The following is a 12,263-nucleotide window of genomic DNA, read 5'->3' as shown; positions in this document are numbered from 1 at the left end:
AGCGAACGCCAAAACTCAGTTCTTATCGCCGCCCTTGGGAACAAAAGCCTGGGATGCTGCGACGAGAAGACCGGTGATGAGCAGGGCCGGAAGAATCACAGTCGGACCGCCTTGAGCTGTCTGGGAGGCGAATAACAGCATGGTCTGGCAACAAAAACCACTGCTCACCCTGGCAGAACAGGGGGCAAACAGCGATTTCTGCAAACGTTTGTCGTAGAGACCAAGGCTCAGCAGATCACAACGGGAAAGAGGAAGAGTTCTCCCTGCACCGCATCACAAACTCGAGCTGCAGCGGGCGGCCTGGCACGAGGCTTCGCCACGGCTGAGGCCTTCGCCGGGAACGCCTTGCGCGGACGGATCAAGGAATGACGCATCCACTCGTCAGCACAGAAGGGGGCGTAAGGGGAACTCGCAGACATGAGCTTTAGAGCAGTACATCTGTTTTAGTGCGCATGTACTACAGCGTCAACCCTGGGTCTCCCCGCAACAATCAGAGGCCCTTCCGCCCCTCCGCAGATGACGCAACAGGACGACGCCATCGCCAGCCGCTTGAGCCGGATGGAGACGCGGCTAGCCAGGATCGAAGAGCTTCTGCTCAGCGCAAGGGATGGCGAAGAGCAAAACCCCATGGCCACGCAACAGCAGTGCTACGAGGCATGGATCCACTATCTGAACAACACGCCTGAAGCCGTCGAAGCTCACCTCACTGCCCACGAGATGGCCGCTCTAAAAGCCTCCATCAACGCCCAGATACCAGTCGATTCGTAGAGTTATTCACAGCTTTTCCACAGGGGTTAAGCACGCGATCCTGACGACTACAGCGGTTTCGGCAATCGGCGTGGAAAACAAACTTCAGAGGCTCACCAGTCCCAGGCGAATCCTCCAGTTCATTGACAAGAATGCTGTGCTGGCGATTGATTTCAAGGAACCAATGGATCTGTGATTCTGATAACGCATCAAGCCCAAACGCAGCGCTCTCTGACGTGAGCGAAGCAAAGAATCCTCAGGGAAAGCCTCAGGCCACCGATTCGCCAGAGGAATCGTTTAAAGAACTGTGGAAAAACAAAAGATTTTGTTGCGAACACTGCAGACAGTCGGGGAACGTCCATTTCCGGGTCAGCACCACCCGACTCGCCGACTGGATTCTGGTGTGCGAAACCTGCTGGCCGAACTTTCGAGAACAAGCTGGTTATCGCTACGGAGGAACCCGCAAGGCCAACCGCCGCAACCCAAAACGGCGGTAACAGGACTCAGGCTCAGGTCGGTACGCATTGATGGTGAATCACGCTGCCACGGCGTTCCCAGAATTCCGGCGCTGAAGCATCAACAACACGCCACCACCAACGGCCATCGGTGTAGCTGGGCTCACCTGCATTGTTGGTGCGCGGAAGTTGCAACTCCACATCGCGCCAACGCAGCAGAATTCCATCTCCAGGAAGGGTTCCCTCCAACGTGTTGGGAATGCCCTCAGGCAGACCGGTTAGGTCGACGGCTCCTCGCGTGATTTCAACACTGAGCCGATCCCCATCGCAGATCCAATCGGCCCATGTCGGCTGGGGCGCCACCAACAACCAACAGAGCAACAACAACGCCAGACCCAAGCCCTTCGCGACAGAATTCAGCAATGCTGTTAACCCTCATCTACGACGGCGGGTGCCCATTCTGTCGGGATTTCGCCCTACGCAGTGAGCTCAAGGCGGGCGTTCCCAACCTGCGCATTGTTGACGGGCGAACCGATCACAAGATCCGTCGCGAGCTCAATGCCCTCGGACTGCCTCTGAGCAACGGCGCAATTTTGATCGAAGGGGAGCAGAAGTGGCATGGCAGTGAAGCCATTGCAGAACTCAGCCGACGCATGAAACCCAGTGATCCCCTGTTGAGGGTGCTGGCCAAGCTGTTCGGAGACAACCAACGTTCAGCACTCGCCTATCCCGCCCTGTTGGCAGCCCGGCGTCTGGCGCTCGCCACACGCGGCCTGAGCGTTGACCCGGATCAAGCTCCATCAGGTTGACGCAATGAGCCAAAACACGGGTGGCATTAATAGTTCGCTTTGAACTACCGTCGAGACAATCCTAAAGATTCTCTTAAGCATCGATCTCGATCCCTTTGTTCCTGACGCGCTGAGTCATCAGCAACTCAACGCTTTACTCAAAGCGGCGATGGACACATCCGCCGTTCCTGAAGGGCAGCTCAGCGATGACGAACTGCTTCGAGCAGCACTGAGTGCATGGGCCGACCAAACCCAGGAGTTGCTGCGTTGGATTGAAGGGCAGGGTGATGCAGTGAGCGACACCCGGTCACCCAAACAGGTGATGGCGCTGGGAAGTTTTCGCACCCATCTGGTGATGGGCCTCAAAGCACTGCGCTATTCCGAGGGCTGAGCCCTCTGAAGCTCCCGACGAGCATCACAACATTCCTCGAGAACTGAAAGAAACTGTTCCGGCTCCGGTTGATCATCAAGATCAAAGCGGGTGGCAGTGGTCACCGTGAAGTTGATCCAGGTCTCAACTTCAGGGCCACCGGATGCCATCACGAGGTCGTAGCAGGCTTGAAAATCTGAATCCGGTGCAAGATCACGCGCGGCATTGATGACGGCATACAGCTGATCCAAACCTTCCGTTTGAGCTTCAGCAAAGACGCCACGAATGCGAGCCAACATCAGCAAGCACGCTCAAGTGCAACTACAGAAGCTTCTGCTTTCAGATTGGAAGCTTCGTCTGCAAGCTCAAGCAGTTCTGCATTGAGCTCCAACAGCATCAGTGCCAAGGAGGACGCAAATTCGATGCAAAAGGATTCGTCTTTCACAGCGCCACCGCGTTGAATGCAGAGGGTCTAATCAACGCAGTGAGTTGACCGTGGATCGCGCAATCCTGCTTTACATCAACATCAAAAAATGAGAGAAATTCGCTCAATACGTATCGAAAAATCAAATCAGCCGCAGACGTCGTGCGGGGCCGCTAGCTAATGCAGCGAAGCTCAGGCCGCCACAGGTTCGAGCATGGAGCTGACACTGGGCTGAAAACCGATCTCACGAAGCCGGGCATTGCTGACACGGGCATTGAAGATGCGGGCACCGGGACGATCGTGGTTGTCCCAGATCACAGGGGGCAATCCGAAGTCATCACAGAGGGCATTGGAGAGCTGACGCCGGGTGAACTGAAGATCATCCACAAGGTTGTAGATGCCTTGGAGGCTCCGGCCGAAAGCAAAATCAACGCCGCGGATGATGTCGTGCAGATGAACCCAGGCATTGATGTGATTGCCGTTTTTGCGAACCGACTGTCCAGCAGCACTGCGGATGTACGACGGGATGTCCTTACCGGGACCGTAAATACCACCCAGCCGCAATACACAAGCCTGGGTTGAGGCTTCGTTCAACGAAAGAACAGACGTCTCGGCGCTGGCCAGAAGAGCATTGGCATTGTTGGAACAATCCGGAGGCGTCAGCTCATTGCAGATCGCGCCGGCTTGATCGCCGTACACCCCAGCACTGCTCAGGTAGGTCACATGCAGCGGCCTGCTCCCCTGGCGTTGACGCAGGGCATCAACGAGAGCCGGCACCGCCTGGCCGTAGACCTTCTCATATTGATCCTCTTCAAAGGTGGCTGTAGTGGGGGCGATCGCAATCAAAACGCCATCGAGCCGATCAAGGAAGCTGGTATCGGCCATGAGGTCGCCCGCGCTGTAGAGGCGGGGGTGGTCGACCAGATCGCAGAGCTCAGCCAGACGCTCGGGGCTTGTGGTGGTGCCAACAACTTCGTGGCCTTGACGCCTGAGATGGGCTGCAACAGCAGATCCGACATATCCACAACCAACGATCCCGTAATTGCCCAACATGCTTGGTCAAACACCTTTTACAGAATTTAACGAACGAGCATTGCGCTTGCCGTGACAATGGAGACATGTTCTCGATGGTCCTCAACCTCCTCTGGGTTGTTCTCGGCGGACTGCCCATGGCTCTGGCCTGGTGGCTGGCAGCATTGATCTGCGCCATCACCATCGTTGGACTGCCATGGGCGCGGTCGTGTTGGGTGATCGGCTGTTTCTCGCTCTGGCCTTTCGGCTCCGAAGCCGTGAGTCGTCGTCAGCTCAGGGGACGAGGCGATCTGGGGACGGGCCCCCTGGGTGCGCTCGGCAATGTGATTTGGTTCCTTGCGGCCGGCTGGTGGCTGGCCTTGGGTCACCTCAGCAGCGCCCTGGCCTGTTTTGTCACGATCATCGGCATTCCCTTTGGCATTCAGCACATCAAGCTGGCTTTGATCGCCCTGGCCCCCGTCGGCATGACAGTGGTGAAATCAAGAAACTGATCTGAGCAGAGCCGATCAGAACAACAGCTGAATCAGCCAAACCATCGCCAAACCGAGCACGCCTGCCAACAGCAATCCGCCCACCAAAAAGGTGATTGCAGCAGCCAGCCCGATCCTGGCCATGGTGTCTGGATAGAGAAGAAACAGTGTCAGGCCAAGGGCCACAGGCCACAACGGCGGAATCAACAGGCAGACCCCGGTGAGGATCATCAGCTTGCGATCACGCTGTTGCTTGGCCTCAACCTGAATGGCCACCGCATCGGCTTCACGATCAAGCTCAGCCTGCTCATCGTCACTGAGCCAACGGCCACGCGCCTTGGCACGATCGAGTTCGTCCTCGAACCGTTCAGCGGGGTTGCCCTTGCTCATCGGCACACCATAAGAAGCAAGGGATTAACAAACAAAGAAAGCCCGAACATCAAAATCGAGCCGTATTAGGTAATATTATCTAGGTATTTACCCGCCGCAATAATTTCATTGCCCAAAAAAGAAAATCGGGATAGTGTCGCTCTGCGAATTGAGAATGACATGCTAAATACAACTCTGGAATCACCAAATGCAGCCCAAGCTTGCGTCACTGAATCACAGGTGAATGCCTATTTTGAATGCCTAACACTCTGTAATCTCGATGATGGCAGTTGCTACGAGCAATGCATTCTCGTTCATCTGAAAAATGAGGTTGATGAATGAAAAGCTTGAGTCATCAAACACAAATGAGCTTGGCATCCCTTGCCTCAACGATTGCTGTTGCTCTTCTCGTGATCGGTTTTATGGGCATGGCCCAGCACATCAACGCCAGCCCGCTCTAAAACACCTGTTCACTTCTGGCGTTTGAAGGTGTAGCAACCACCGTGGTAACCGGTGAAGGGTTGGGCGTAAGTCACCAATTCCCAGCCCTGCTCACCCAATTCATTCATCAACCCCACCAGGCTGACGTCGCGCTGTGGATGGCTTCTGGAGATCAGCTGGCGATCATCCAGCCAGAGCTCCTCGATTTCCCCGGTCCACGACTTACCCCGGGGCACGAAGCGCAACTGGGTGTATTCCCATCGCATCACCAAGCATCAGCCGAACGACGCACCATCTTCACCGCAGAAGGCACCATCCGGAAGCGACAATTCAAGAACATGCTGTTCTGTGATGCGTCGCCTGCTCGTCCAGCTCGTTCTGCTCATCGGCCTGCTCACGCTCACACCGGGCTGGTGCGAAGCCTTGGAGGTCACCCTGCAACGCATTGATGCCAATGGCATTGACGAGTCGATTGGCAGCATCACAGCGCAAGACACCGACCAAGGCCTGGTGATTTATCCCGATCTGGCGGGACTGAGCCCTGGAGAACACGGCTTCCATCTCCACAGCACGGGAAGCTGTGAGGTGGGCAAAACCGCCGAGGGCACCCCAGTTGCCGGCCTTGCTGCAGGTGGACACTGGGACCCGGACGAAACCGGCCAGCACCTCGGCCCCTTCGGAAACGGTCACCGGGGCGATCTCAGCAGGCTGGTGGTGGATAACGATGGCAAGACCAACACCAGCGTGGTGGCGCCACGGCTCAGCACAGCTGATCTGAAGGGCAAGGCTCTCATTGTTCACGCTGGAGGCGACACGTACAGGGACGAGCCCCCCCTTGGTGGAGGTGGAGCACGGGTTGCCTGTGGTGTGGTGCCGGACGAGAGGTGACTCAGCCGTTTACCAGCCGGGCGTGGAGGCGACAGACCCTGATGGCCTGTGCGGGAGGCTCCTGACAAAGGGCACCGAGTTCCCTGTTCAGCTGCTTGAACAGGGAAAGATCCGCTCCAGGAATCGAGGGAAACACCAGGAACAAACCTGAGGCGATCAATCCGATCACGGCACCGCTCCAACTCTTAAGAGAAGCCTAAGCCCGCATTGATCAGGGATCCTGTTCGTCCCTGCGAACCACGGCTCGATGGTCTCCACCACAACCAAGCCCCCACACTCAAGGACCAGGTCATAGGCGGGTGGCATCAGACCGTTACAGCGCCTTCCTATTCAGTAGGCAAAGCGCGTCTGGCCTATCCCCCCATTGAGGGAGGTCAACGGCAGGTGAACATGATGAAAGGCTTGGGCTCTCAAAACGTTGTTCAAATCACCCCTGTTTCGGCGCGTCGGGATCTACCTCGTGCTCAGCACGGCAGCCGTCACCGTCGTCAATCAGCTCGAGATTGAACAGCAAAGTGCCTATCAGATTTATATCCCGATGTTCATTGGGATCTATGTGATTTCGCGTTGGCTCGACAGTCGGTTCAACCAGGCCTCACAACAGCAACAGGCCAACGCAAAGCACGAGACAACCCCACCATCCACAACCGACCGCGGTTTTGGACAGTGAGGTGAATCAGGGGTTCTGCTGCCGGTGAACGATCACTGGCCCATCACCCTTGGGCTTGTTTTGAAGCTCAGCGGCGGGGTTCGGCCTTGCGAACGGAGATGGCACGGCCCATCCACTCAACGTTCTGCAGGTCGTCGATCGCCGACTGCTCATCGGCTTCGTTGCTGAGATCCACAAAAGCGAAACCACGCTTGCGGCCCGTCTCCCGGTCGAGGGGCAAGGAGCATTTGCTCACCTCGCCGTACTGACTGAACAGATGCGTGAGATCCTCCCGCTCAGCGTCCCAGGAGAGATTTCCAATGAAGATCGTCAAAAAAAGAAATTGATCAAGACTTCTTACCTTCGCACACAAGCGGCCCAGGCAAGAGGCTTCAGAGGGAGTGGCTCAACCGTTTGATCGAGGCTGAACACCAATTCCGCTCAATGGTGAATTCCATAGAAGGTCTTTACTTCGAGCCCAATTGAGCCTCAACGGAACCAGGCTTGAGCTAGTTGAGGCATTGGGATGAGTGGACTCAGCGGGACCAAGACGGACGATTTCATCAACGCAGCCAAAGCACGCGGCGAGGCTGCCCTGCAATACAAGCAGCCCAAATTGACGAAGCTGGAAAAAGCATTCCGGCATGCCGCGATACGGCGGCGGGCTGAAGATGCCCGCAAAAAAGGGCACCACTCTTAATTCAGGGACCGGCCTTTCCAGGTCCAGCCGCGTCCTGTACGGGTGCGCCAAATCGAGACAGGGCCAATCGCACCCACTAGCAACCCACCAGCTCCCATCAGCCACCAATAGCTGAGGGGCACATCAAAGTTGCTGCGCGTCCACAGCCGCAGCAGCAGCTGTTGAAGGATGGCCAAGCTCGCCAGGGCCATCAACCAACACCAAAGATTCGCCAGCAGGGGCTGGAGCCAGAGCAGCACGAGCGATGCCGGCAACAACAGCCAGGGCACTGTGAACATCAACAACACAACCAAGGCGGCTCCGAGGGCTTTGACGGGATCCCGGTCCAAGCCCAGAAACCAGTTCTTGGTCCAGCCCTCCCAGAGAGCCGCCAGGTCGCTGTACATCCGCAGATCGACCGCATCAAGCCCCAGCAGATAACGAAGCCGATGGCCGCCGCCCTTGATGGCGCGAGCGAGGGCCAGATCTTCCACCACCTCGCCAGCCAGGGCCCGGTGGCCACCGATCTGCATGTAGGTGGACGCCTTGAACAACATGAAAGGTCCTGCTGCAAACGCCACCGGCGATGCCGGGTCGTTGGTTTCAAGGATGGGAAAACCGAGGCCCAGCAGGCTGGCCATGATCGGCTGCACCATCCATTCCGCCAAGCATCCGCAGCTCAACCGCGGCGCCAGGCTCAGCAGATCAGCATCCTCATCAAGGGCCTGGGCAAGGGCCCGTTGCAGCGCATCGGGCTTGAGCCGAACATCGGCATCGATGAACAACAGCCAATCGCTGGAGACCTGTTCAACGGCCTTGCTGCAGGCCCAGTTCTTGCCCACCCAGCGTTCGTTGACGGGCCTGGGACCGGCCTGAATCAGGCGGAAGTGAGACGCTCCAGAGCCAGCGCGAATGGCGTTCTCGACCGTTGAATCGGTGGAATCGTCATCCACCACCAGCACCGACCAATCCCGGCAGGGAGGCTCACTGGCCAGCACGCAGCCAACACAAGCTTCGATGTTATGGGCCTCGTTGAAGGCGGGGATCACCACGGTCAGCGAGGTGTCCGGAGCAGCGTCCGACTGAGCCGGCTTCAAGCGCGGTGCAACAGCAAACACCCGTTGCAGACCCAACTGCAGGATCAACAATCCCGCTGAAGCCGAACCAGCCGCAGCAAGAAACAGCAGAGGCTCAAGCAAGGCAAGCGTCAAAGCCGGGTAAGGGTTCTAGGGATTAGCCGTCTCAGTTGACGGATGCTGCAGCTTCCACCATCGGCCACATCGCAGCAAATTCGGCGTCCGAAACCACGGCGGTGACGTCGAACTGAATACCGAAGTCTTTGATCCAAGGGCCGAGATGCGCCCACACCTTGCCGATGTCACTGGCAACGGCAATGGCAACACCACTACCGCTGATCGGTTCACAGACGCGGTATTTGAGAGCAAAGCCGTCGAACGCATCACCAGGTGCTCCCGCATTGATGTAGTCAGCAAAGCCAGGGCACGACTCCCAGGCCCCCTCAACGGTCGGGAAGGTCCAAACGATCAAGTAGTGCTGCATGGTGAAGGAGGCAACCACTTGCTTCGTAGCCACGAACGACCATTCAGGCGGAATCGCAACTGAATTCAGCAGTCATTCCGCAGGAGCCTCAGGCGCAGCTGACAAGGGGCTACAGCTGAAATAGGACCCAGCACAGCCATGACTCTCCACATCGCCAACGAGATGGATGAAGTGGAAGTGGCCGTCTGGTGGGATTTATCGCGCATCGTCCGTCACTTCGAACGCCAGGGACTCGAGCGCCGGGAGGTGAAAGCTGCCGTGATGAATGCGGCGCTGCGCCTGATGAAGGATGAAGGCGAACAGAGCTGAACAGCAAGAACAACCCGTTGATCACTCGCCGTTAAGGCGAAAAATGATTGCGCTGGTGTGCATTCACCAGTATCCCTTTTCCATTTCGACCACCTGCAACGGTGATCAAGGCATTGAAACGTTGATCAACCGTTTGATGAAGCAATTGCTGCTTCAAGCTTTCAGCATCAGCTCCTGACAACGTTGCCCCCACTTCAAGGAGACGATCGAGGAGGCCAGCGTTGTTTTTGAGGCCCAGAAATTTCGCCACGGCCAAAGGAAGGCGATGACGAGACATCCATTCCGCTGCAATAGTTCTTTTGCTTTTTTTGCAGGGACGAGCGGTTGAATGATCCGAACAATCGAGCAGGGATTTGGCGACGCTTTCAGCCACCAAGTTCACGACTACAGGAATCTTTTTCAAGCCCAGCAGCTGCGCCAAAATCAAACGATGGCGTCCATCGATAAGCAGGAGATCGCCATTCGCAGCCAAGGCCACTTCCACATTGTTCTCAATCGAATCGGACGGCCGATAGCCGTTTCGCTCGATGTCTTGATAAATCAAGTCATACCACTCTAATTTTTCCGATAGAAACGTCTTGAAGCCTCCTTTTCTTTGACTCTTTCCCTTCATGGCCTGCTTGTATTTTTTCTCAAAAAGCACTGAATACTTGGTCTGATGCCAGTCCAGACCCTCAACAAATCGTTGACGCATTGCACGAACATGCTTGCATCGCTGCAGACGCTTTCCTGGCTTTAAAGCCTGATCGGCGATCACCATGCCGAAGTAACGCTTGTTGCCACAGGTTCTGGCCGAAACGTCACTGGGCACTCCAGCCTCATCAAGCACCCGGGAACGCAAAAAATGCGTAATCGCTGCGGGATTGACCTCGAGAAGCAAGTATTGACCTCATTTCTACCCCAAGATTAACACGCCTTTAATCCAGGCTTAAACTCTAGATTGTGATCGAATGCCATGAATTCATCCACTTACGATTGCAATAACTATTCCCAAAGATTCTGAGCAATCAACTTCAGCAGAGAGATTGATCAACCATCAACGTTGTGCTTGCTGCACAAACAACGCTTCCTCCGGTGAGCTCACCCGTCCAAGAGCAGCATTGCGATGGGGATAACGACCAAAGCGCTGCAGCTGGATGAGATGGCGGCGGGCGACATCAGCGGTAGCGACGTCCGCGAATTGCTCCAGCAGAGGGATGGCATGGACCAACACCTCCTGCTCTTCGCTGTGCAAGAGAGGCATTAGCCAGAACTGACGTTTGGCTCGCTCCTGTTCCTGTTGAATCCAACCCCGTTGCAAGGCGTCCTGGCTGAGGGCCTGGGCCTGCTGGTCGCCGGCGAAAGCCTGGGCCTCCCCGCGCCAGATCTGACGGCTGAATTGATCCAACAGCAGCACCAGGGCGAGGCCGCCCGATGGCGTATGAGCCCAGGCCTCAAGCTCGCCGGCCAGAGCCCTCTCCACAAGAGCAGCAAAACGATCGCGCACCAGCGCATCGAAGCTGTCGCGGCGACGAAACCACTGCCAGGGACGGCACTGCTGAAACCAGAACTCCAGAACGTCGTCTGCGGTCAAGACGAACAGCTGTAGTGGGACACCCCACCAGCGCTGAAGAACTCCCGCGGTTTCAAGCGGTCGTAGCGGCCCGCCAATTTGGGGGAAGGGTTGTCATAGGGCGTGCTGAACAGCTGCTGCAGTTCAGCCATCAAGGAGGTGTCGCCTTCGGCTGCCTGCTGGTAGGCCGGAGCGATCAACCACTCGCGCCAGGTGATCGCCGGATTAACCCGCCGCATACCAGCGGAGATCTGCGCCGGATCAAGGCCACTGGGCCACTGGGCGCGCCAGCGCCGCAACCAGTCCTGCCACTGGGATTCGAGGGACCCCGAAAGGGGCAGATAGAAACAGTCCCGCAACGGATCGATCTGCTCAGGCAGATCCGACAAGCGGCGGAACAACATTGAATAATCGGCGCTGGAATCAACCAGGAGCTGCAACAGCTCACGCACCAGGTCGTCGTCGGCACTGGACACGCCGAGTTTGCTGCTCCACATCCGTTGCATGGCCTCCTGCATGGCGGCAGGGAAGCCCTCAAGCAACTGGTCCAGTTGGGCCTGGGCCTCCGCCTGGCCCTCCATCAGCGTGCACAGAGATTTCCAGAACATGCGGTAGTTGGCCTCCGCGGCCACCGGCTGGTTGAAGAAGCAGAAGTGGGCGCCCCCGCCAGTCCAGGGCTGAAAGCGCGGATCGAACAGCTCGCAGAACCCAAACGGGCCGTAGTCGAGGGTGAAGCCTCCGGCGGCGCAGTTGTCGCTGTTGAAATTGCCCTGGCAGTAGCCAACCCGGATCCAGTTGGCCACCAGGGCCGTGAGGCGATCACGAAACAAGCGCGCCAACAGCACAACCTGGTCACTGAACGGCAGGCCGGGATCGATCTCCTGGCGGTAATTGCGTTCGATCAAGTGCGCCACGATCAGGTGCAGCTCCTGGTGCGCCCGGGGATGGGCCTGACTGCGGGCACGGCGGGCGAATAACTCCAGCTGACCCACCCGCAGAAACGATGGCGCCACCCGCGTGCTGATAGCCGCCGGGTTGTCGACCATCACGTCCGGGTCCATCGAGCGTGAGTTTTCGGAATACCAGGGGCGACGCACCGTCTCGGCATGGGAGACATAGAGCGTCAACGAACGGGAGGTGGGCACACCAAGGGCATGCATGAACTCCTGGGCCAGAAATTCACGAACGCTGGAGCGGAGCACCGCACGGCCATCGGCACCACGGCAATAGGGCGTCGGACCACCGCCTTTGAGCTGCATCTCCCAGCGGCGCCCTTCAAACAAACCCTCAAACACCGACATGGCACGGCCATCGCCATAGCCGTTTCCATTTCCAAAAGGGCACTGCTGGGTGTATTCGGTGCCGTAGATCGAGAGGGCATAGCCCGTGGCCCATCCCCAGGGCCGCATCGGACCGGTGGCCACACCGAGATCACCGGAGAACATGCGGCGAAACTGATCGTCCTGGGCCAGGTCGTCGCTGAGGCCAAGCTCGCTGAACAAGCTGCGACTGTGCGCTAGGTATTGGGGC

Annotated in this window: 21 protein-coding genes; 8 read left to right on the top strand and 13 right to left on the bottom strand. The window is 57.4% G+C overall.

Annotation, left to right across the window (positions count from 1 at the left end):
- Positions 1-15: 15 nt before the first annotated feature.
- Positions 16-141 (bottom strand): hypothetical protein, encoded by a 126-nt coding sequence (locus FZZ90_RS12770; RefSeq protein WP_255613428.1) that lies wholly within the window; start codon positions 139-141, stop codon positions 16-18.
- Between the two features lie 375 nt (positions 142-516).
- Here FZZ90_RS12770 and FZZ90_RS00100 point away from each other — a divergent pair, with 375 nt between their 5' ends.
- Positions 517-768 (top strand): hypothetical protein, encoded by a 252-nt coding sequence (locus tag FZZ90_RS00100; RefSeq protein ID WP_226423774.1) that lies wholly within the window; start codon positions 517-519, stop codon positions 766-768.
- A 488-nt stretch (positions 769-1,256) separates the two neighbouring features.
- Here FZZ90_RS00100 and FZZ90_RS00095 read toward each other — a convergent pair whose 3' ends face one another.
- Entirely contained in the window at positions 1,257-1,625 is a 369-nt protein-coding gene (locus FZZ90_RS00095) for a hypothetical protein (RefSeq protein WP_226423773.1), read from the bottom strand.
- Between FZZ90_RS00095 and FZZ90_RS00090 the strand changes: the two genes are divergently transcribed.
- Positions 1,625-2,011 (top strand): DUF393 domain-containing protein, encoded by a 387-nt coding sequence (locus FZZ90_RS00090; protein ID WP_226423772.1) that lies wholly within the window; start codon positions 1,625-1,627, stop codon positions 2,009-2,011. The two genes, FZZ90_RS00095 and FZZ90_RS00090, sit on opposite strands and share 1 nt — an antisense overlap.
- Positions 2,012-2,159: 148 nt before the next feature.
- Complete coding sequence (locus tag FZZ90_RS00085; protein ID WP_226411700.1) at positions 2,160-2,381, top strand: hypothetical protein; 222 nt, start codon at positions 2,160-2,162, stop codon at positions 2,379-2,381.
- On the opposite strand, the gene FZZ90_RS00080 is transcribed toward FZZ90_RS00085, so the two are convergent.
- From FZZ90_RS00080 to FZZ90_RS00070, 3 genes are all read right to left on the bottom strand, one after another.
- Positions 2,366-2,659: a hypothetical protein gene (locus tag FZZ90_RS00080; protein ID WP_226423771.1), complete on the bottom strand. Its 294-nt coding sequence runs from the start codon at positions 2,657-2,659 to the stop codon at positions 2,366-2,368. The two genes, FZZ90_RS00085 and FZZ90_RS00080, sit on opposite strands and share 16 nt — an antisense overlap.
- Complete coding sequence (locus FZZ90_RS00075) at positions 2,659-2,805, bottom strand: hypothetical protein (RefSeq protein WP_226423770.1); 147 nt, start codon at positions 2,803-2,805, stop codon at positions 2,659-2,661. The genes FZZ90_RS00080 and FZZ90_RS00075 overlap by 1 nt, the downstream gene beginning before the upstream one ends.
- Before the next feature lie 171 nt (positions 2,806-2,976).
- Positions 2,977-3,837 carry an SDR family oxidoreductase gene (locus tag FZZ90_RS00070; protein WP_226423769.1) on the bottom strand — a complete coding sequence of 287 codons (861 nt, stop codon included), beginning with the start codon at positions 3,835-3,837 and terminating at the stop codon, positions 2,977-2,979.
- 65 nt (positions 3,838-3,902) lie between these two features.
- On the opposite strand from FZZ90_RS00070, the gene FZZ90_RS00065 reads away from it, so the two are divergent.
- Positions 3,903-4,307: a YccF domain-containing protein gene (locus FZZ90_RS00065; RefSeq protein ID WP_226423768.1), complete on the top strand. Its 405-nt coding sequence runs from the start codon at positions 3,903-3,905 to the stop codon at positions 4,305-4,307.
- 15 nt (positions 4,308-4,322) lie between these two features.
- Here FZZ90_RS00065 and FZZ90_RS00060 read toward each other — a convergent pair whose 3' ends face one another.
- Positions 4,323-4,676, bottom strand: a complete 354-nt coding sequence (locus FZZ90_RS00060; RefSeq protein WP_226423767.1) for a hypothetical protein — start codon at positions 4,674-4,676, stop codon at positions 4,323-4,325.
- 449 nt (positions 4,677-5,125) lie between these two features.
- On the bottom strand, positions 5,126-5,362 hold the full coding sequence (locus tag FZZ90_RS00055; RefSeq protein WP_186495351.1) for a hypothetical protein: 237 nt from the start codon (positions 5,360-5,362) through the stop codon (positions 5,126-5,128).
- Positions 5,363-5,447: 85 nt separating this feature from the next.
- On the opposite strand from FZZ90_RS00055, the gene sodC reads away from it, so the two are divergent.
- The gene (sodC, locus tag FZZ90_RS00050; RefSeq protein WP_226423766.1) at positions 5,448-5,984 is read left to right on the top strand and encodes a superoxide dismutase family protein; all 537 of its coding nucleotides are present in this window, start codon (positions 5,448-5,450) and stop codon (positions 5,982-5,984) included.
- A 418-nt stretch (positions 5,985-6,402) separates the two neighbouring features.
- On the top strand, positions 6,403-6,654 hold the full coding sequence (locus FZZ90_RS00045) for a hypothetical protein (RefSeq protein WP_226423765.1): 252 nt from the start codon (positions 6,403-6,405) through the stop codon (positions 6,652-6,654).
- A gap of 67 nt (positions 6,655-6,721) precedes the next feature.
- On the opposite strand, the gene FZZ90_RS00040 is transcribed toward FZZ90_RS00045, so the two are convergent.
- Complete coding sequence (locus FZZ90_RS00040) at positions 6,722-6,967, bottom strand: RNA-binding protein (protein ID WP_186540459.1); 246 nt, start codon at positions 6,965-6,967, stop codon at positions 6,722-6,724.
- Between the two features lie 192 nt (positions 6,968-7,159).
- On the opposite strand from FZZ90_RS00040, the gene FZZ90_RS00035 reads away from it, so the two are divergent.
- Positions 7,160-7,333: a hypothetical protein gene (locus tag FZZ90_RS00035; protein ID WP_226423764.1), complete on the top strand. Its 174-nt coding sequence runs from the start codon at positions 7,160-7,162 to the stop codon at positions 7,331-7,333.
- On the opposite strand, the gene FZZ90_RS00030 is transcribed toward FZZ90_RS00035, so the two are convergent.
- Both FZZ90_RS00030 and FZZ90_RS00025 read right to left on the bottom strand, forming a co-directional pair.
- Positions 7,330-8,523 carry a glycosyltransferase family 2 protein gene (locus FZZ90_RS00030; protein ID WP_226423763.1) on the bottom strand — a complete coding sequence of 398 codons (1,194 nt, stop codon included), beginning with the start codon at positions 8,521-8,523 and terminating at the stop codon, positions 7,330-7,332. The two genes, FZZ90_RS00035 and FZZ90_RS00030, sit on opposite strands and share 4 nt — an antisense overlap.
- Positions 8,524-8,554: 31 nt before the next feature.
- A complete protein-coding gene (locus tag FZZ90_RS00025; RefSeq protein ID WP_226424415.1) occupies positions 8,555-8,872 on the bottom strand; it encodes a DUF3303 domain-containing protein in 318 nt (105 codons plus the stop codon).
- Positions 8,873-9,010: 138 nt separating this feature from the next.
- Between FZZ90_RS00025 and FZZ90_RS00020 the strand changes: the two genes are divergently transcribed.
- On the top strand, positions 9,011-9,181 hold the full coding sequence (locus tag FZZ90_RS00020; RefSeq protein ID WP_226411684.1) for a hypothetical protein: 171 nt from the start codon (positions 9,011-9,013) through the stop codon (positions 9,179-9,181).
- Between the two features lie 31 nt (positions 9,182-9,212).
- On the opposite strand, the gene FZZ90_RS00015 is transcribed toward FZZ90_RS00020, so the two are convergent.
- From FZZ90_RS00015 to FZZ90_RS00005, 3 genes are all read right to left on the bottom strand, one after another.
- Positions 9,213-10,061: a hypothetical protein gene (locus tag FZZ90_RS00015; protein WP_226423762.1), complete on the bottom strand. Its 849-nt coding sequence runs from the start codon at positions 10,059-10,061 to the stop codon at positions 9,213-9,215.
- Positions 10,062-10,217: 156 nt separating this feature from the next.
- Positions 10,218-10,754, bottom strand: coding sequence for a DUF924 family protein (locus tag FZZ90_RS00010; RefSeq protein ID WP_226423761.1), 537 nt, complete (start codon positions 10,752-10,754; stop codon positions 10,218-10,220).
- Positions 10,751-12,263, bottom strand: a 1,513-nt coding sequence (locus tag FZZ90_RS00005) for a protein adenylyltransferase SelO family protein (protein WP_226423760.1), incomplete at its 5' end; no start/stop codon positions are given. The genes FZZ90_RS00010 and FZZ90_RS00005, both read right to left, overlap by 4 nt.

The organism is Synechococcus sp. MU1617, assembly GCF_020514235.1.
GTDB lineage: Bacteria > Cyanobacteriota > Cyanobacteriia > PCC-6307 > Cyanobiaceae > Parasynechococcus.
This window is presented reverse-complemented; position numbering and strand designations above follow the sequence as displayed.